Raw genomic sequence first — 17,505 nt, forward strand, 5'->3', positions numbered from 1 at the left:
AGGATGGCGTCAGTGATGGGCCGGGCAGGGAAGCGCAGTGTGTCTCATGTCCTGCGAAGAAGCGTTGGGTGCACGGTAGCTGCGGCAGGTATCTGGTTCACCGGCCCCACGAGTCCTGCACTGGCCGCAACTGCAGAGGATGTCCAGGCGAAGCAGTGGTACCTGGAAGCGATGCACGCGGAGAAGCTGTGGCAAGTCACCACCGGTAAGGGCATCAAGGTCGCAGTCATTGACACGGGGGTCAACGCGGACGTGCCGTCCCTGAAGGGGCAGGTGTTGAAGGGGTTTGACGCGACAGAGGCTGACGGCGACGAAACCGACGACTACACCGGACATGGGACGACCATGGCCGAATTGATTGTCGGAACAGGTAAAGGTGGAGGCATGCGGGGGGTTGCGCCAGGCGCTCAGGTCATCCCTTTCCGTGTTGCAGATTCCAACTTCCAGAACAAGCAGAAGGTGAACGGCCAGGACCAGGCCGATGCGATCCGAGCTGCGGCCGACAGTGATGCGCAGATCATCAGCATGTCCTTCGGGAGCCCATACTCAGACATGGCAATCCGGCAGGCGACGGAATATGCGCACAGTAAGGGGAAGCTCTTTTTCGCCAGTGCCGGAAATAGCGCCAAGGAGGACAACGCCCCCGAATACCCGGCTGGATACCCCGACGTCGTTGGCGTCGCCTCCGCCGACCAGAACGGCACAGTCTCCGAGTACTCCCAGCACGGTGACAACGTCGACATTGCAGCCCCCGGCAACGACGTCCCCGGCTGGTGCGACGAGACATTCACGAAGTACTGCGACGGGGATGGCGGCACAAGTTCGGCTACGGCCATCGCCTCCGCATCCGCCGCCCTCATCTGGTCCCAGCACCCCGACTGGACTGCGAATCAGGTCCTTCGCGCGATGTTCGACACAGCAGGGCGAGACTGGGCAAAGGGCACGCGAAGCGTCTACCTCGGTCACGGTCTGATCCGTCCGCGCAAGATTCTCATCGAGAGGCAGGGCGCCCCCGGCGCGCCCGACGTCAGCCCGCTCACCAATGAGAAGACGGGGGGCGACATCCCAGTCAACGGTGCTCCCGCCTCTTCTGCACCAGCTTCGTCACAAGCCCCCCAGGACAAGCCCGACTCCGCCGCCCCCGTGGCAGGCTCCAGTTCGGAGTCCTCGGACGACAGCAGTCTGCCCGGATGGGTCATTGGCGCCATCGCCGCCGCCGCGGTGGTGATCGGGGGCGGAGCCTTCGCCGCTGTACGGAAGCGTCGCAGCGCCTGACCCAACGGCCGGGCCTCGGTGGCCCGTTCAGACCTTCACCTCAAGTCAGGCTTCACCTCATACCTGGTGAAGCGCAACCCAGCCGGTCGTAACAGTAGTTCAGAAGGGAAACGCAACCGTGTCACAGGGCCAGCGGCTTTCAGACCAGCAAGTCATCCAGCTCGAGAAGCACCTTTTCGAGAAGTTCAACTCGATCAAGGGTCAGCTCCAGCAGATTCAGGGCACGATCGACAGCCTTGAGGGCCAGTGGAAGGGTATCGGCGCCGGAGCCTTCAACACGAAGCAGCAGGAGATCAACACCTCGATGGTGCGTCTCGGCAACATCCTTGCGAAGTTCCTTGAGGCGATGAGCACCTCGCGGAAGATCAAGGACGGCACGGAAGACGACGTCCGGGCTGCTGTGCAGGCCATCAACGTCGACCTCGGTGTCGGCACCAGTGCCGCTCCCAAGTCGGGCCTCAGCGGCCTCTAGGACCTCTGGGCGCACTCGATCTCGGCACGTGCAATGCCGAATGACCACAACACGTGAGATGAGGGAATCATGGGCATGAATTCGGGAGACGAGCTCGTCGTCAAGTACGACGGCCTCGACATGGCGGCGACCACGCTCGGCAACCAGGCCAAGAAGCTCGAAGAGGACCTGCGGGAAATCAAGACGGCCATGGCCAGCGTCGCCGCAGGCTGGGAGGGCGAGGCGCACACCGCCTACGTCCAGGAACAGCAGAAGTGGGACAAGGAAGCTGCAGACATCCACCAGGCTCTCATGCAGATCGGCCAGGTCGTTGCGAGGGCAGGCGGCGACTACATGGGCGGCGACAAGAAGGCCGCCAGCTACTTCGCCTAGGCGACGCTGAAAGCAGTACGCAGTTACAAGGGTGGGCACGCGCGAGGGGTGCCCACCCTCCTGCGTGTCTCATGTTCACCCTCTCAAGCCCGGGATCCCCCTCTGCGTCAGCATTGCTCATAAAGCCCACGCCGATCACCATGGCGCATCGTCAGTCGCCGTGATCGATGCAGGGATCCCTGCCCTGCGGCGGTTGGGACCCAGTACCGGTCGGTGCCGACCGGCCAAGGCCGGCTCCAGACGTGCTTGGTATCCGAGTCGGGACATCGCCCGTGATCGAGTAAGTACTGGGGAAGGTTCAGAAGTCAGGATGACGGCAGTAATGATCAAAGCCCGAAGGCCCCGGCGGCGGTTGGTCAGCACCGTGACGATGGTTGCGGCACTGACGGCGAGCTTCGCGGGGACTGCACCAGCCGCAGTTGCTGCTGACGGACAGTCGAAGCAGTGGTACCTGGATGCCATGCATGCCGAGGAGATTTGGAAGACCTCGACGGGCCAAGGAATCAAGGTCGCCGTCATCGACACTGGCGTGAACCCGAGGACGTCCTCTCTCAAGGGCCAGGTCCTGAAAGGAATGGACGTCGCAGAGGCCAAGGGCGACGAGACCGACGACTACAGTGGTCATGGAACGACGATGGCCGAGCTCATTGTCGGCACAGGGGCAGGCGGCGGACTCAAGGGGCTGGCACCTGGAGCCAAGGTCATTCCGTTCAGGGTCAGCGATACCGGCCTGCAGAACAACCGGAGTGCGAACGCCTTCGACATGGAGGAGGCGATCAAGGCCGCAGTCGACAGCGAGGCCCAGATCATCAGTATCTCGATGCGCAGCGAGTTCTACAGTTCCGCTGTTCGGGACGCGGTTCAGGATGCTCAGTTCAAGGGGAAGCTCCTCTTCGCGGGTGTAGGAGACAGTGCCAAGGAGGGCAACAAGCCGCAGTATCCGGCAAGTTATCCCGAGGCGGTTGCTGTCGCTGCAACTGATCGAGTTGGCCGAGTAGCCGACTACTCCCAGCACGGCGACTTTGTGGACCTTGCCGCTCCCGGTAATGACGTCCCAGCATGGTGCGACGACAGTTTCACCCGCTATTGCCTCGGGGACGGCGGTACCAGTGCGGCCTCCGCCCTCGCCTCCGCCTCCGCCGCCCTCATCTGGTCCGCGCATCCCGACTGGACCGCCAACCAGGTTCTGCGCGTCATGTTGGAGTCGGTCGGCCGTGGCGACGACTGGAAAGAGGGCACGGTCAGCAACTACCTCGGCCACGGCATCGTCCGGCCGGGTGCGCACATCAACCGTGGCATCGGCAAGCCGGGTGAGCCCGACATCAGCCCTCTCACGAACGAGAAGGTCCCAGGTGGCTCCCTCTGGTCCGCCTCACCCGCGGCTTCTGCACCCGCTTCGTCAGAAGCCCCGGCAACCAAGCCCAGTTCCCATGCCGTCGTGACAGGCTCCAGTACAGAGGGCCCGGACGAAGGCAGCCTGCCCGGATGGGCATGGGGTGCCGTCGCAGCCGCGGTGGTGATCGGGGGCGGGAGCTTCGCTGTCGTGCGGAAGCGTCGCAGCGCCTGACCAAACGGCCGGGCCCCGGAGGCCCGGTCACGGCGGAGACGAAAGCCGTTGAAGATCTGCCCCTCGTGGACGACTTGCCGGGAGTGATTCAGAAATCAGGCCCTGACCGGTAGGGCGGAGATCGAGCCGCCGTGGGCAACGAACACACGGTTCCCGTCGCCGGCGTACCAGTACTCGCCACTGCCCTCAGCCAAGTAATCGAAGATCTGCTCACCGGAGCGGATATCGACGGCGATCAAGTAGCCGTCGTCACTCTCTGCGACCCATACGGTGCCTCCTTGGACGACAGGCGGCAGCAGGTCGCCGAACCTGACTGCGCCGTAGAGATCCCACTCCTCTTTGCCATCGCCCGCTCGGAGGCGGCGGAGCTCGTTGTCGACGGCGTACACTTCGTTCCCGCGGACGGTCGGAGGACCCCACTTCCCGGACTTGGCACGAACGCTCCACAACTCCGCTCCATCGGCGAGCGACCGGGAGGTGAGCGTATTGCCGCCGAGGTACACCTTGTCGCCGACCACGGCAGGCATGACCGCTGACGTCCCCTGATCGTCGAGACCCCAGACCGCCTTGCCGGTGGCCGTGTCCAGAACGACCACATTGCCGTCGGACGGGAACAAGACCAGTCGACCGTTCTTCACGGCCGCTGCCGGAGGTTCCCACGCCGACGTCCGCACAGGCGTGGGCACCGACCAGAGCACCTTGCCGGTCGTGACGCCAACCGCTTGCAATTGACCTTCCTCGGTCAGCAGGTACACCGCGCGGCCGTCAGAGGTCAGGAGCTTGTCGGCAGAGACGGGGACCGCCCACACCTGTTCGCCGGTGGAGGCGACAAACGCGTACAGGGCTCCCATGGCGTCCGCTGCCAGGACGAGCCGATCGGCAGCCGATACAGAGCCGGCGGATGCCGTCACCATGGGGGCCGTCCACTTCTGCTTTCCGTCGGTCACCCGGTGGGCGGCCAGTCCGCCGTCGGCCGAGCCGAAGACCACGACGTCCCGGACCGGGAGGGGAGGCAGACTCTCGAGGTTCGAGCCCCTCACGGGTCCCCATAGAGGGGCGAGTTCTTCGTCGGGCTTGAGTGTGGCGGCCACAGGCCGTTCCGCGGCCGCTGGGATGACCACCGGAACGTTGGCGGACTTGCGGTCGTTCAGGAGCCACCAGGCCGTTCCCGCGCCACCGAGGCCGAGTGCAGTCCCACCACCTGCGAGCGCCATGAGAAGCACCCGACGGGACGGCTTGACCTCTCCGGCTGAAGGCAAGGTCGTGGCCAAGACTGCGGCAGCCTTCTCACGCCGTTCGATGTCTACGGACAAGGCACCCTGGCGCCACAACTTGTCCGCTCCCCGCGGCGGCGCGAAAGCCTCCGCAATCTGTGAGGGGAGGGGCCGGTAGGCCTGGTCTTTGGCAAGGCAGGGGAGCAACAGGGCCCGGATTCCGTCGGGGACGTGCCGCAGGTCCGGATCGCCGTGGACGACCTGGTACTGCACGCCTGCCACATGCGGACCGTCGTAGGCACGGATTCCGCTCGCCGCGTAGGCCAGCAGTGCACCCAAGGAGAAGACGTCGGCCGCCGGGCCGACGCGCTGCCCGAGCACCTGCTCCGGCGCGCCGTATCCCGGGGTGACCGGGATCTGGCCGGTCGTGGTCAGGGTCAGTCCGTGCTCGGGACGGGCGATGCCGAAGTCGATGACACGCGGACCGGCCGAGGTCAGTACGACGTTGGACGGTTTGAGGTCGCGGTGGACGAGACCTGCTGCGTGAATGTCCTGCAGCGTGCGGGCGAGAGCCGTCGCGAGGACGCGCAGTCCGGCCTCGTCCAGCGGCCCGTATGCGGCGATCGCCTCTTCGAGTGTCGGGCCCGCCAGGAACTCCGCGGCGATCCAGGGACGGCCGCCCTCCAACTGCGCGCCGAGGACCCTTGCCACGCCGTTGCTCGTCACGGACTGCGCGGTGACGGCCTCCCGTACGAAGCGCTGAGCCAGATGCAGGTCGTGGGAGAGCTCGGGATGGAGGACTTTGACCGCCGCCGTGCGGCCCGCGTTGTCCCGCCCGAAGTAGACCTTTCCCATTCCGCCCGCACCCAGGGTGCCGAGAAGCCGATACGGGCCGAGGCGCAGGGGATCGCCAGCGCTGAGGGGGTTCATCGCGAGGTTGCTCTCTTCACTCGAAAGGCAAGGCGTTGATGGAGTTGCCGTCGACGCAGATGAGCCGCTCGGCTGTCTCATGTGCAGCGAAGAGCGAAGCTGAAGTCTGGTACGTCCACGCGGACTTGTGGGTTCGCATGTTGACGGCGCTGATACCGCTGTCGACCTTGACGTAGACGAATTTCCTGCCGATGACCGGTGGCGGATCGAGGACAGGGGCCACGTCCTTCGTCAGGTCCTCGGATTCCTCCCAAAGGAGACTTCCTGTCGAAGCGTCCAGGGCCACGATGCCGCGGGCTCCCTCGGCCGCGTACACGACGCCGTCCCTGACAGCCGGTGTGCCATAGCGGCGCGCCTCCTGTGGAATGCCGCCGTAGTTACGGTTGTCGCCGAACTTCCAGGCGACTTCCCCGGTGGAGAGCCGCAGGGCCCAGACGTGTCCGCTGGCGAGGTACACATGCTGCTCGTCCAAGGCGAGGGCGCCTGGAATCAGGTACGAACTGTCGTCGGCTTGCCGGGGGATTTCCCATGCCCAGAGGCGCTCGCCCTTGGCGATGTCGAAGGCCGCGACGTAAAAGTGCGGGTCGACAGGTTCGTCCTCCTCGTCGAAGAAGACCCTCCGACACAAGAGCAGCCGGTTTCCGGTGACCTTCACGCTGATGGCTGTGTACTCGTTGCCCACAGAGAAGTCCGGCAGGGGCATCTGCCACCGCTTCTGGCCGGTGCGGATGTCCACCGCAAGCAAGTGCCAGTCATCCACCTGTTCTGCGGTCTTGTCGTGGCCGGGCACAATCTTCCGTGCCGCCATGAAGAGCAAGCCGGCTGCCGCGAGGATCATTTCCACTTCACCCTGGGAACCTGCGAACCCGGGTATCCGGGCGATGCGGCGCTGCGTGTTCCCGGGGCCCGGGGTGAGAGCATGGACAGACAGCGCGTTTCTTTCTCCCAGCTCCGGGACCAAGCCATAGATCACCCTGCCGTCGGTCGCTATTTCGTTCGAATCCCAAAACAGTCGGGATGACCAGCGGGGCTTGCCGCTTTCTGCGTCCAGGCCGACGATCGGGCCCTGCTGCCAGGTGGCTACTGCATCGCCCACGGTCATCAAGAGGGGAACATCTGCTGTGACGCCGGCATCGGCGCGCCACAAGGGGCGAGGTCCACTGTCGGCGGGGAGCGAAGGCGTGTCCTCGTCCCTCGCCTTCCTCCCGGACCACACCCACGCCCACGCCCCCGCCGCGCCCACCGCCACCAGCGAACCGCCGGCCACCGACAGCAGCTTGCGCCGGGACATGCCCGGGCGGGCCGTGGGCGGGGCCGCGTAAGGGCCCTCCGTAGGTGGCGGCAGCCGGTACGGCTGGTGCAGCCAGACCTCCGTTGCGCGGCGGGCGATGTCTGTGAGCAGCGGCGTCGGCAGGTGGTCAGCGAACTCCCCGCGGCCGTCGTGCAGTTCGGCCCCAAGCTCCCGCGTCGTGAGGCGTTGACCAGGGTCCTTGGACAGGCAGCTGGCCAGGACCGAGCTCAGCCCGGCCGGGACTCCCGACAGGTCAGGGTCGGCGTAGCGGACGCGGTAGAGGAGGTCGGCCGCCTGGCCGGCGCCGAAGGGGCCGTGGCCCGTGGCCGCGAAGACCAGGACCCCGGCGAGGGCGAACACGTCGCCCGCGGCCGTGTGTTCCTGGCCCGTGGCCTGCTCAGGGGACATGAAGGCGGGCGTGCCCGCCGCCGTGCCGGTACGGGTGAGGCGGTCGTCGCCGGCGGCGCGGGCGATGCCGAAGTCGATGATCTTGGGGCCGTGGGCCGTGATCATGACGTTGGAGGGCTTCAGGTCGCGGTGCACGACGTCGGAGGCGTGGAGCTGGGCGAGAGCGCCTGCGAGGGCCGCGCCCAAAGCCCGAACGGACGCCTCGGGCAGCGGGCCGCACAGGGCGACCGCGTCGTCCAGGGGCGGGCCGAGGACGTACTCCGTGGCGAGCCAGGGGGTTTCGGCGGCCGGGTCGGCGTCGACGACCGTGGCGCCGTGGTGGTCGCCGATGATGCGGGCGGCGTCGGTCTCGAGGTGGAAGCGAGTGCGCGCGGCCGGGTCGCTCGCGATCCGGGCGTGCATGGTCTTGAGGGCGACAGTGCGTCCGCCGGCGTTGCGCGCGAGGTAGACGGTGCCCATGCCGCCGTGGCCGAGTCGGGCGAGGAGCCGGTGGCCGCCGATCTCGCCCGGGTCGTCGTGGGTCAGAGGCGCAAGCATCGTCATCAGGTCCTGGAGGCGGTCGGAGTAAGGCGGATCTCGGCCGCGAGCAACTGAGCCGACTGGCGGGCGAGTGCTGCGACCACACGCCCGGGCAGCCAGCCGGGGGACAGCAGCGACGCCGCGGAGTCCAGCACTGTCGCCGACGGCGCGGACGAAGCCGGCGGGAGGGCGAGCAGCAGCTCGGACGCCGTCGGGCGGGCAGCTGCGTCGCGGGACAGGCAGCGGGAGATCAAGGGGCGCAAGGAATCGGGGAGTTCGGCGCGGTCCGGGACCGTGTGGCCGGTGGCGGCGTAGGCGAGGACGGCGCCGAGGCCGTGGATGTCGCCCGGAGGCCGGGGCCGTCCGCCGGCCGCCGCCTCGGGGGCGAGGCTTCCAGGCTCCAGCCCGGGACGGCCGCCGCGAGGCTCGCCGTCAGGCGCGGCCGCCCGCACAGAGCCGAAGCATGTCAGACGCGGCCCGTCCCAGGCGAGCAGCACCGCGGCGGGGGACAGCCCTGCATGGGTGACGCCCGCCGCGTGCGCGCCCGCGAGCGTGTCGGCGAGAGCCGTGCCCAGGGCCCGTACGGTGTGCTCGGGCAACGGCCCGCCGTGCACGGCGAGCGCAACAGGCAACGGAAGCACGGGGAGATAGGGCGTCGCGCACCAGGCCGCGTCGGGAGTCGGCGACACCTCGACAACGGGCAGCACCCACGGCCCGACGAACCCATGTGCCGCCTGCGCCTCCACCAGGAACCGCCCGGGGTCGATGCCGTCGAGCGGCGCGCTGACCAGGACCGTGCGGTCACCGTCCGCGCTGCGCGCGACAAACCGGTGCTCGGGCACGGGCGGGAAGCCGGGGCCGGTCGGGTCGAGCCGGGTGATCAGCTGGTACGGGCCGATACGGTGTGGGCTGTTGCCGGAGGGCCGTTCCGTGCGCCCTCGTTCCATCTGCGAATCCCCCTCTGAAGCTGATCAGCCACAGGAGCCTACCGGGGACCGCACAGCGGCGTGGACCGGCCCGCGCGCTCGCAGCGAATCGCATGGGACGCAGTCGCGTGACAGCCCACCGATGGTGTGCCCTCACAAGGCGCGGTGGTGGCACCACCGATCGCGGTGGTGCCACCAAGGGCTGGCATCCGGTCTACGAATTACCGCCGACTTGCGGAGAGACAGCCGGGATCTTCGAAGGGAGATCGCACTGAGCGGTCTTGTGTGCGAAGCGCGCTGCCCCCAGTGCCAGATCGACCAAGCTCTGGCTCACCTTGGGCTCGTCCGATCCCTTGTACTCCCTCAGATGGACCACAACGCTCAGGCTGTAGCTGCCGCCCACGACGCTGCCCGGAGCCGAGCAGGGCACGAGCACCGCAGCCTTTCCGCCCGAGACGACGCCCATGGCGCCTGCCTCGAAGGAAGTGGCCCGGGAAGCGAGCTCGTCCCCGATGGCCTCCGCTGCCCAGCTCCGATCCGGCTCGGCGACCATCATCTGTGTCCGGGCGCTGAGCAGCACGCTACCCTCGCCCCACACCAGGCAGTCGGCAGTGAGGCTCGAACCTCCCTGTGCCACCGTCTCGCCGTCGACTTTGTCCTCGAAGGAGTACTCCGGCTTCTCCGGCAGTACATCTTTGAGAGCGGGGACGGAGGCGTCTTGGTCTCCCAGGGTTTCGCACACGTCCTTCGCGGTGATTTCTCCACGTCTCTCGAACGGGGGAAACCCGCTGACATAGGCGACGGCTGCAGCTCCCCCGGCGATCGCGATGACCGCGAGCAGGACGATCAGCTTCCCGGACACGCCCTTCACGGCGTCACCCTTCCTTGTCCAACGCCTTGGGAACCCCCTGACCGTCGCAGAAGTCCGCGACATTGGTCTTGGCGTTGTTGAATCCCTGTTCGGCAGCCGTTGCCGCCGCCGACACGATGTGCGGGGACGGGTTCTTCGCGGCTTCGCCGGCCTTCTGGGCAGCCGACTCGACCAGCGTATAGGTGGATTCCCGCGTGTCGTTGATCTCCTTGCCGTTGCGGTAGATCACCTCGCCCGAACTGTCCTTCACCAGTCCCTCGGAGATCGATCCGAGGATCTCGCTCGCCGCGGTGCCGGCGAGACCGCCGGCCACGATCCCGCCCGGGCCTGCGACGGGCGCCGTGGCCAGGCCGATACCGATGCCCACTCCACTGCTCACCCAGGTGTTCACGTTCTTGAGGGAATCGTTGAACTCCGCGTCCTTCGCGCCGCCCTCCACCTCGTTCGCGTACGCGCGACCCGTGCCGATCGTCCCCTCGATCTCGCCGGCGACCCTGGCGACGTCCTCGATCGACTTCTTGAGGTTCTCGTCCCGGCTGAAGTTCGGGTCTGCCAGGTATGCGTCTGGGTTGGCGAAGTGGTACTCCATCACCGACGTGGTGTAGCTGTGCTGTCCGGCGTTGACTGCGGCGTAGCCGTCGGGGTTCTGGCCCACCGTGTACAGGAATCGTGTGATGTCCTGCTCGCTGAGCGAGGCCGAGGCCCCGGCCTGGGGGAACAGGGCTCCCTCGTTCTCCTTGCCGGGGTGCAGCCCTCGGTTGATGTCCGGCATGTATTCGGCGGCGATCTGGCCCATGCTGTCGGACATGTAACCGTGATCGGTGAGGCGCTTCGGGTCCTCGGACACGGCACTGAAGATGCTCTCGACCAGCTTCGCCTGCTCCTCGTTGTGCGCGGGCGTGTCGATCGTCGGCATCTCTCCTGCCCGGTGCCCGGTCGTCGCCGCCTCCAGGGCAAGCGCGAGGTTGTTGCGGCCCTCGATGCTGTCCTCGCCCTTGTTGTCCCTTTCCTGGGGCCAGTCCCGCTCCCCGAAGAGGTAGTCGAAGTTGCTCAGCTCCCTCTTCTCGTTCTTGCCGTTGCCGTCGGCGTCCTCCTCGAAGTCGTGGTCCTCGTCCTTGGTGACGAAGTCCCCGTTGAAGAATTCGGTGGCAGCGTCCGGGCTGTTCGACAGTGCCTTGAGGAAGCCGGTCATGGGGTCGGAACCGGAGTCGGTGCCGGTGCGATTGAGCAGCGGGTCCATGCCCATGTGCTGCCAGCCCATCGGCACGTGACGACCGTTGTCGGTCATCTTCTTCTCGGTCTCGATCAGCTTGCTTCCGTAGTCGTTCAGGAAGCGGTCGTCGTAGTCGCCCCAGCGCATGAGGTTGCTCATGACCTGGAAGCCCATGGTGGTGCTGTTCTTGGAGATCGGCTGGTCACCGAGGTTGACCATGTCGTACTTCCACCGGGACATCTCGGGCGAGTCCGCCTGCGTGGCCGTGGCGAGGGTGAGGCTCAGGGCCTTCTGGAGGTCGTCGTACTGGTCGACGCGCTCGTGGCCGACCTTGTACGCGGCATGAGGATCGTTGAGGCCCGCCCAGAAGTTGAGCGTCCCCTGCGGTCCGAGCGTCGTGGCGAAGTGCTCGGAGAAGATCTCGTCGCCCGAGTACTTCTCCAAGCCCGACTTCAGCGCGTCGAAGTCCGCCGGGGTCATGTCCTCCGGCTTCTTCTTGGCCAGCGCCGCGAGCCGCTCGGCTTCCTTGACGGCGTTGGCCGCCTCATCGCGGTCCTTGTACGTGGCATCCGAGAAGCCGTGGTCCGTGAGGTCCACCAGCGCCTTGAGCGACGTGGAGGCCGTGCTGTCGATCTCGGTCGCCTTGTTCAGGATCCCCTGGAGCTCGTCGCGCAGGGCATCGAGGTCCGCCTGCCCGCCGGGGGCTTTCTTGTCCGGGTTCTCCCGAACGGTGAAGCCGCCGCCGTTCGCGGTCACCGTCAGGTTCTTGCCCTGGCCGCGCTCGATGGCCTCCTTGAGCAGGCGCTGCTGAGTCTTCAGCTCGTCGCGGGTGTCGCGCATGATGTTGCGGATGGACGTCGCCTGGGTGACGGCGTCGCCGAACTCACCGGCGGTCTTGCCTATGAACTCACGGGAGACGGTGGCGTTGTAGCCGGCCCAGTTGGCCTTGTTGGCCTGACCATGCAGGCCGTCCTCGGCGTCCTTCTTCAGCGTCTCGAGTTTGGTGATCATGCTCGTCCAGTCGGTGACTGTGTCGTCGAGCAGCTTGAAATTGGCCGAGTGCAGGGCTTCGAAATCCATGAGGAGTCAGTCCTTGTCCTTCTTGTCCTTCGTCCCGTAAATTCCGTTCTCTTTGCCTGCCTTCGCCCAGTTCTCGTCGAATCCCGCGTCGAGCGTGTGGATGCTGCTCACATGCCGCTCGATGAAGACCTCGTCGCCGGCATGCGCGTTCTTGGTGAAGTCCATGTGGTTCGAGATCAGCGCACACGCGTCCATCACGGACCCGAGCTGCTTGTCCCACCGGGTCGACACGTGCTGCAGCGCCTTGCCGAGTGCGAACCCCTGCGAGTCCAGATCGGTGCCGGCCCCGTCCGTACTCGTGACCCGAGCTTCCTGCCACAGCCGGTTGTACAGCTTGAAGGCATGGTCGCCGATCTTCGCCAGGTCCTTCTGATGCACCTGGAGGTCGCCCTGCGGGCTGCCCGCATTGGGTCTGTCCTCGGGCGGCAGCCCGTTCAGCAGCATCTGCGCCGACTGCTTCTCGGCTGCCGACGCCTTCAACTGCTCCCACTCGTCCCAAGCCATCCGCAGGGCTCCTTCCCCCGTACAACGATGGACGCTTCAATTCCGCATCAACCTATGTGATGCGCCGTGCCTAAGTGCAAGGACTGTCCACGACGTCGGTGGTGATGCCGTACATCAGGTTGTCGATCGCCGCATCCCTCTCGGACTGCCCCGGCAGCGGTACCGCGTGCACCGTCAGGCAGATCCCGTCGATCTCGTAGCGCTCGACGAACGGGTCCTTTGGGTCCGGCTCCGTATCGGACTCCGACCCGGACAGGCCCTCCCTGCTCGCCTCCGAGTCCCAGTCGCCGCCGGAGTCCTCGTCCTCCTTCACCAGCGTCGCGACCGGGTCCTCACGCTCCGGCCCCTTGAGCCTCGGATTGATGAACCCGCCCCACGAGCCCTCTCCGACAGGCCATTTGTGGCGCCCTTGGCCGTCCTCGGTCTCCAGGTTCAGGGCCGCGTGCTCCACCCGGTCCAGGACCTCCGCGTGATCCGGCCCCGTCTCGAAGACACCCGCCAGCCGCAGCAGGCTGATCACCTGCCACCCCAGGAACAGCCCCACCGCCACCAGCGCCACCCGGCGCCACATGAACGACGCCGCCGACGGCTCGTGCGGTTCCGGGTTGTCGAAGCGCGGCGCCCGGAAGCGCCACCACAGCTTGCGGGGGTCGACGAACAGGCCGAAGGCGACGAACGCCACCGCGAACACGCCGGCGAAGACCGCTGCTCCGATCATCAGGACAGCTCCGACGGCATCAGACCCGTCTGCACCAGCGGGTTGCCGCGCTGCCGCGAGACGAAGATGCCGCGGCCCGCCGGCATGGGGCGCATGCGCACGCCACCGAGCACGTCGCCCTCCGTCGGGTCGCCGGAGAGCAGCACACCCTGCGCGCCCAGCTCCATCATCCGCTGCATGAACGCCTCGTACGCCGCCCGGCTCGCACCCGCCGCGTTGCGGGCGATGATGAAGCGGACGCCGACGTCCCGTGCGAACGGCAGGAGTTCCGTCAGCTTCGCCAGCGGGTTGCCGCTCGACGTCGACACGAGGTCGTAGTCGTCGACGACCACGTACACGCAGGGGCCGCGCCACCAGCTGCGGTCCCGCAGCTGCTGCGCCGTGACCTCCGCGTTGGGGGTGCGGCGCTGCATCAGGTCGGCCAGCGCGTCGACGTGGTGGTCCATGTTGTTCGACATCGGGACGTACTCGGCCAGGTGAGTGGCCGGCGTGACGTCCAGCAGCGCGCGGCGGTTGTCGATCACGAAGAACTTGGCGGAGTCGCCGTCGTAACGCTCCGTCAGCTGCTTGATCAGCAGCCGCAGCAGGTTCGACTTGCCGGACTCGCTCTCACCGAAGATCAGGAAGAACGGATCGCGGTCGAAGTTGACGAAGACCGGCTCCAGAGCGTTCTCGTCGATGGCGAACGCCACGCCGCGCTGCGGTTCGGCGTAACCCGCCGGGAGGTTCTGGGCCTGCAGCTCGCGAGGGAGGAGGCGTACGGCCGGGGCCGGGGCCGCCGTCCAGTGGCGGGTGACCTCCTGCGCCATGGCGGCCGTGGCCTCCGACAGGTCGCTGTCGGAGCTGATGCCGTCGATGCGGGGCACGGCGGCCATGAAGTGCATGCCCTCCGGGGTCAGACCGCGGCCGGGCACGCCCGCGGGGACGTTCGCGGCGGCCTTGCGGTCCACCTCGGAGTCCATCGTGTCGCCGAGCCTCAGCTCCAGCCGGTTCATCAGCTGGTCCTTGAGGTTGGACCGCACCTCCATCGAACGCGACGCCGTAAGGATCACGTGGATGCCGTAGCCGAGTCCGCGCGCGGCGATGTCCACCACCGCGGACTCCAGGCCCTCGTAGTCGCTGCGGAAGTTGCCCCAGCCGTCGATCACCAGGAAGACGTCGCCCCACGGCTGGTCCGTCGCCGAGATCTCGCCGCGGGCCCGGAGCCTGCGGTACGTGGCGATGGAGTCGATGCCGGCGCTGCGGAAGTACTCCTCGCGACGGGACAGGATGCCGTAGACCTCGGCCACCGTGCGCCGCACCCGCTCGGGGTCGAGACGCGAGGCCACACCGCCGACGTGCGGCAGGCTCTGGATCGACGACATACCGCCACCACCGAAGTCGAGCCCGTAGAACTGGACTTCCTGCGGTGTGTGGGTCAGCGCGAACGCGGAGATGAGTGTCCGCAGCAGGGTCGACTTGCCGGACTGCGGACCGCCGATGATCTGCATGTGGCCCGCGGCTCCGGAGAAGTCCTTGTAGAGCGGGTCGCGGCGCTGCTCGTACGGCTTGTCCACGAGCCCCAGGGGGACGACCAGCCGGCCGGCCCCCTCGTAGCCGGGCTGGGTCAGGCCGCGGCCCTCCACCCCGGCGAGGCCGGGCAGCAGTTCGTCCAGCGCGGGCGGGTTGTCCAGCGGCGGCAGCCACACCTGGTGGGCCTCGGCGCCGCGGCCCTCCAGTCGCCTGACGATGACATCGAGGACGGAGTCCGCCAGGGCGTCGTCCTCGGGTGCGCGGGCCTCGGGGACCTGGGCCTGTGCCGCGGGTTCGACGTAGCGCACCGGGACGGGCGCGGCCGTGAACGCGACCGGGCGCCGGTCGACCGGCAGCGGGCCGCCGGGCAGCATGGCCTGCTGGTTCGTGCGGTACACACCGGATACGTAGGCCGCCTTGAAGCGCACCATCTCGTCCGTGCCGTACTTGAGGTAGCCGGAACCGGGCACGTTCGGCAGGTGGTAGGCGTCGGGCACGCCGATCGCGGCCCGGGACTCGGCGGCGGAGAAGGTGCGCAGACCCACCCGGTACGACAGATACGTCTCCAGGCCCCGAAGACGCCCCTCCTCGAGGCGCTGCGAGGCCAGCAGCAGATGGACGCCCAGCGACCGGCCGATACGGCCGATCTGCACGAACATCTCGATGAAGTCGGGCTTGGCCGTCAGCAGCTCGCTGAACTCGTCGATCACGAGGACAAGAGACGGGATCGGCTGCAGCGGCGCACCGGCCGCACGCGCCTTCTCGTAGTCGTGGATGTTCGCGTAGTTGCCCGCGTCGCGGAGCATCTCCTGGCGGCGGTTGAGCTCGCCGCGGATGGAGTCGCCCATGCGGTCGACGAGGGTGAGGTCGTCCGCGAGGTTGGTGATGACAGCGGCGACGTGCGGCATCTGGGACATGCCCGCGAACGTCGCACCACCCTTGAAGTCCGCGAGGACGAAGTTCAGGGTCTCCGAGGAGTGGGTGACGGCCAGGCCGAGCACCAGCGTGCGCAGCAGCTCCGACTTGCCCGAACCAGTGGCGCCGACGCACAGACCGTGCGGGCCCATGCCTTCCTGCGCCGCCTCCTTGAGGTCCAGCATGACCGGGCTGCCGTCCTCGCCGACGCCGATGGGCACGCGCAGCCGCTCGGACTGCGACCGCGGCCGCCAGGTCCGGCTGACGTCGACCGAGGCAGCGTCGCCGAGGTTCAGCAGGTCGGTGAACTCGAGGTTGGCGAGCAGCGGTTCGTCGTCGTCGCCGCCGGATGCGACGCGCAGCGGGGCCAGTTGGCGGGCGAGAGCCTCGGCCGCCTCCAGGCCCAGGAAGTCGGGGGTTCCGTCGTACACGAGGCCGTGGCCGGACTCCAGCTGGAGAGAATCCGGGTGGACGACGACGGACAGACCGCCGCGCGCTCCGGTCATCTCGCCGGGCACGACCTCGATGATGGTCACGCCCTGAAGGCCCTCAGGGGCGGCCAGCGCCGATGCCTGGGGGACCGACTGGCCGTCGAGGACGACCACGAGGTGCGGCTGGTCCAGGAGGGGGTGGTGGCCGCCCTGGAAGCGGGGACGTCCCTCCAGCCTGGTGGCGAGCATGTCCTGCAGGTCGCGTGAGTCCGTGGTGATCAGGCGCCGCGAACCCGCACCGTCGCCCGGGCCGGGGGCCTGGACGTGCGGCAGCCACTTCGCCCACTCCCAGTGCTGCGCGGCATTGGAGCCGGTGGCCACGGCGATGACCAGGTCCTCCGGGGAGTGGAGCGCGGCGAGGGAACCCACCATGGCTCGCGCGGCCGAGCGGACGGAGTCCGGGTCACCGCTGACCGTCAAGTGGTAGAAGGCCCGCAGGGACACCGCCATGGGCAGGCCGTCGAGCGTGCTGTGCGCGTTGAGGAACTGCTGCATCGCACCCGCGGTGAGCGGTTCCAGCTCGTCGACCGGGGCGGTTTCGGGGGCGATGAGGGCGGTTGCGAGCTGCTGGCTGCCCAGCCCGATGCGTACCTGTGCGAAGTCGTCGTCGGCGACGCGGCGTTCCCAGACCCGGCTGCCCTCGGCGACCAGTGCCCACAGCTGTTCCGGGGACGGGTGCAGATAGAACTGGGCGTCGCGCTGGAGTCTTGCCGTCCTGAGGACCGTGCGCCGGGTCTGCGTCAGGTACTTGAGGTAGTCCCGTCGCAGATCGGCCAGCTGGCCCTGGGTGCCGCGCCGGTAGCGGACGAGCATGGCGATACCCATCCCGACCGTCGACGCGATCATCACCATGCCCATGATCCGCATGATCGGGTTGGGGGTCATGAAGAAGAAGACGACCGAACCGCCCATACCGAGCATGGGCAAGAGCTGCATCAGAGCGCCCTCCTGCTGCCCCCGGGGCAACTCGGGCGGTGGTTGCAGCTGCACCTGCTCGCCGGGCACTTCGGACGGCAGGGCCCGTGGTGGGCGCTTGACGACGATCTGACTCACAGCTCACCAATTCCCTTGCCGGACGGAAATGTTCCTATCGGCGCCCCCGTGGCGACGGGTTCCATCCGCGGGGAGGGATCCTACTTGCGTGGGGACTCACGGGTGGGCGGTAGGGTGGCGCGACGTGTTTGCGCGCTCATGAACTACCGCAAAAAAAGGGTCATTCGGAGCGCA

Annotated in this window: 12 protein-coding genes; 4 read left to right on the top strand and 8 right to left on the bottom strand. The window is 67.5% G+C overall.

Translation table 11 applies throughout. The annotated features are described in order from the left end of the window. Positions 1-3 precede the first annotated feature (3 nt). The 4 genes from ACWD0A_RS24730 to ACWD0A_RS24745 all read left to right on the top strand — a co-directional run bounded on the left by ACWD0A_RS24730 (position 4) and on the right by ACWD0A_RS24745 (position 3,686). Complete coding sequence (locus ACWD0A_RS24730; RefSeq protein ID WP_451301468.1) at positions 4-1,275, top strand: S8 family serine peptidase; 1,272 nt, start codon at positions 4-6, stop codon at positions 1,273-1,275. 118 nt (positions 1,276-1,393) lie between these two features. Further along, positions 1,394-1,747 carry a WXG100 family type VII secretion target gene (locus tag ACWD0A_RS24735; protein ID WP_177151322.1) on the top strand — a complete coding sequence of 118 codons (354 nt, stop codon included), beginning with the start codon at positions 1,394-1,396 and terminating at the stop codon, positions 1,745-1,747. 69 nt (positions 1,748-1,816) lie between these two features. Next, a complete protein-coding gene (locus ACWD0A_RS24740; protein WP_392328450.1) occupies positions 1,817-2,119 on the top strand; it encodes a WXG100 family type VII secretion target in 303 nt (100 codons plus the stop codon). A 310-nt stretch (positions 2,120-2,429) separates the two neighbouring features. Beyond that, a complete protein-coding gene (locus ACWD0A_RS24745; protein ID WP_451301471.1) occupies positions 2,430-3,686 on the top strand; it encodes a S8 family serine peptidase in 1,257 nt (418 codons plus the stop codon). A 95-nt stretch (positions 3,687-3,781) separates the two neighbouring features. Here the strand turns inward: ACWD0A_RS24745 and ACWD0A_RS24750 are convergent, their stop codons facing one another. From ACWD0A_RS24750 to eccCa, 8 genes are all read right to left on the bottom strand, one after another. After that, a complete protein-coding gene (locus tag ACWD0A_RS24750) occupies positions 3,782-5,911 on the bottom strand; it encodes a protein kinase domain-containing protein (RefSeq protein ID WP_451301473.1) in 2,130 nt (709 codons plus the stop codon). Beyond that, a complete protein-coding gene (locus ACWD0A_RS24755; protein ID WP_451301475.1) occupies positions 5,847-8,066 on the bottom strand; it encodes a protein kinase domain-containing protein in 2,220 nt (739 codons plus the stop codon). Before ACWD0A_RS24755 ends, ACWD0A_RS24750 begins: the two co-directional genes overlap by 65 nt. 5 nt (positions 8,067-8,071) lie before the next feature. Then, a complete protein-coding gene (locus ACWD0A_RS24760) occupies positions 8,072-8,995 on the bottom strand; it encodes a serine/threonine protein kinase (RefSeq protein WP_451301477.1) in 924 nt (307 codons plus the stop codon). Between the two features lie 193 nt (positions 8,996-9,188). Then, complete coding sequence (locus tag ACWD0A_RS24765) at positions 9,189-9,845, bottom strand: hypothetical protein (RefSeq protein ID WP_451301479.1); 657 nt, start codon at positions 9,843-9,845, stop codon at positions 9,189-9,191. A 4-nt stretch (positions 9,846-9,849) separates the two neighbouring features. Continuing rightward, on the bottom strand, positions 9,850-12,138 hold the full coding sequence (locus ACWD0A_RS24770) for a DUF6571 family protein (RefSeq protein ID WP_451301481.1): 2,289 nt from the start codon (positions 12,136-12,138) through the stop codon (positions 9,850-9,852). A gap of 6 nt (positions 12,139-12,144) precedes the next feature. Continuing rightward, a complete protein-coding gene (locus tag ACWD0A_RS24775; protein WP_451301483.1) occupies positions 12,145-12,642 on the bottom strand; it encodes a hypothetical protein in 498 nt (165 codons plus the stop codon). A gap of 70 nt (positions 12,643-12,712) precedes the next feature. Continuing rightward, complete coding sequence (locus ACWD0A_RS24780; protein WP_451301485.1) at positions 12,713-13,360, bottom strand: hypothetical protein; 648 nt, start codon at positions 13,358-13,360, stop codon at positions 12,713-12,715. After that, positions 13,360-17,331, bottom strand: a complete 3,972-nt coding sequence (gene eccCa, locus ACWD0A_RS24785; RefSeq protein ID WP_451301487.1) for a type VII secretion protein EccCa — start codon at positions 17,329-17,331, stop codon at positions 13,360-13,362. The genes ACWD0A_RS24780 and eccCa overlap by 1 nt, the downstream gene beginning before the upstream one ends. Positions 17,332-17,505: the final 174 nt, after the last annotated feature.

The organism is Streptomyces sp. NPDC002867 (assembly GCF_053591895.1).

Bases quoted from the DNA above. Each gene is read 5' to 3' on its own strand.
- ACWD0A_RS24755 (WP_451301475.1), bottom strand. From the start codon at position 8,066: ATGCTTGCGCCTCTGACCCACGACGACCCGGGCGAGATCGGCGGCCAC.
- ACWD0A_RS24780 (WP_451301485.1), bottom strand. From the start codon at position 13,360: ATGATCGGAGCAGCGGTCTTCGCCGGCGTGTTCGCGGTGGCGTTCGTC.
- ACWD0A_RS24770 (WP_451301481.1), bottom strand. From the start codon at position 12,138: ATGGATTTCGAAGCCCTGCACTCGGCCAATTTCAAGCTGCTCGACGAC.
- ACWD0A_RS24740 (WP_392328450.1), top strand. From the start codon at position 1,817: ATGGGCATGAATTCGGGAGACGAGCTCGTCGTCAAGTACGACGGCCTC.
- ACWD0A_RS24745 (WP_451301471.1), top strand. From the start codon at position 2,430: ATGACGGCAGTAATGATCAAAGCCCGAAGGCCCCGGCGGCGGTTGGTC.
- ACWD0A_RS24760 (WP_451301477.1), bottom strand. From the start codon at position 8,995: ATGGAACGAGGGCGCACGGAACGGCCCTCCGGCAACAGCCCACACCGT.
- ACWD0A_RS24750 (WP_451301473.1), bottom strand. From the start codon at position 5,911: ATGAGACAGCCGAGCGGCTCATCTGCGTCGACGGCAACTCCATCAACG.
- ACWD0A_RS24730 (WP_451301468.1), top strand. From the start codon at position 4: ATGGCGTCAGTGATGGGCCGGGCAGGGAAGCGCAGTGTGTCTCATGTC.
- ACWD0A_RS24775 (WP_451301483.1), bottom strand. From the start codon at position 12,642: ATGGCTTGGGACGAGTGGGAGCAGTTGAAGGCGTCGGCAGCCGAGAAG.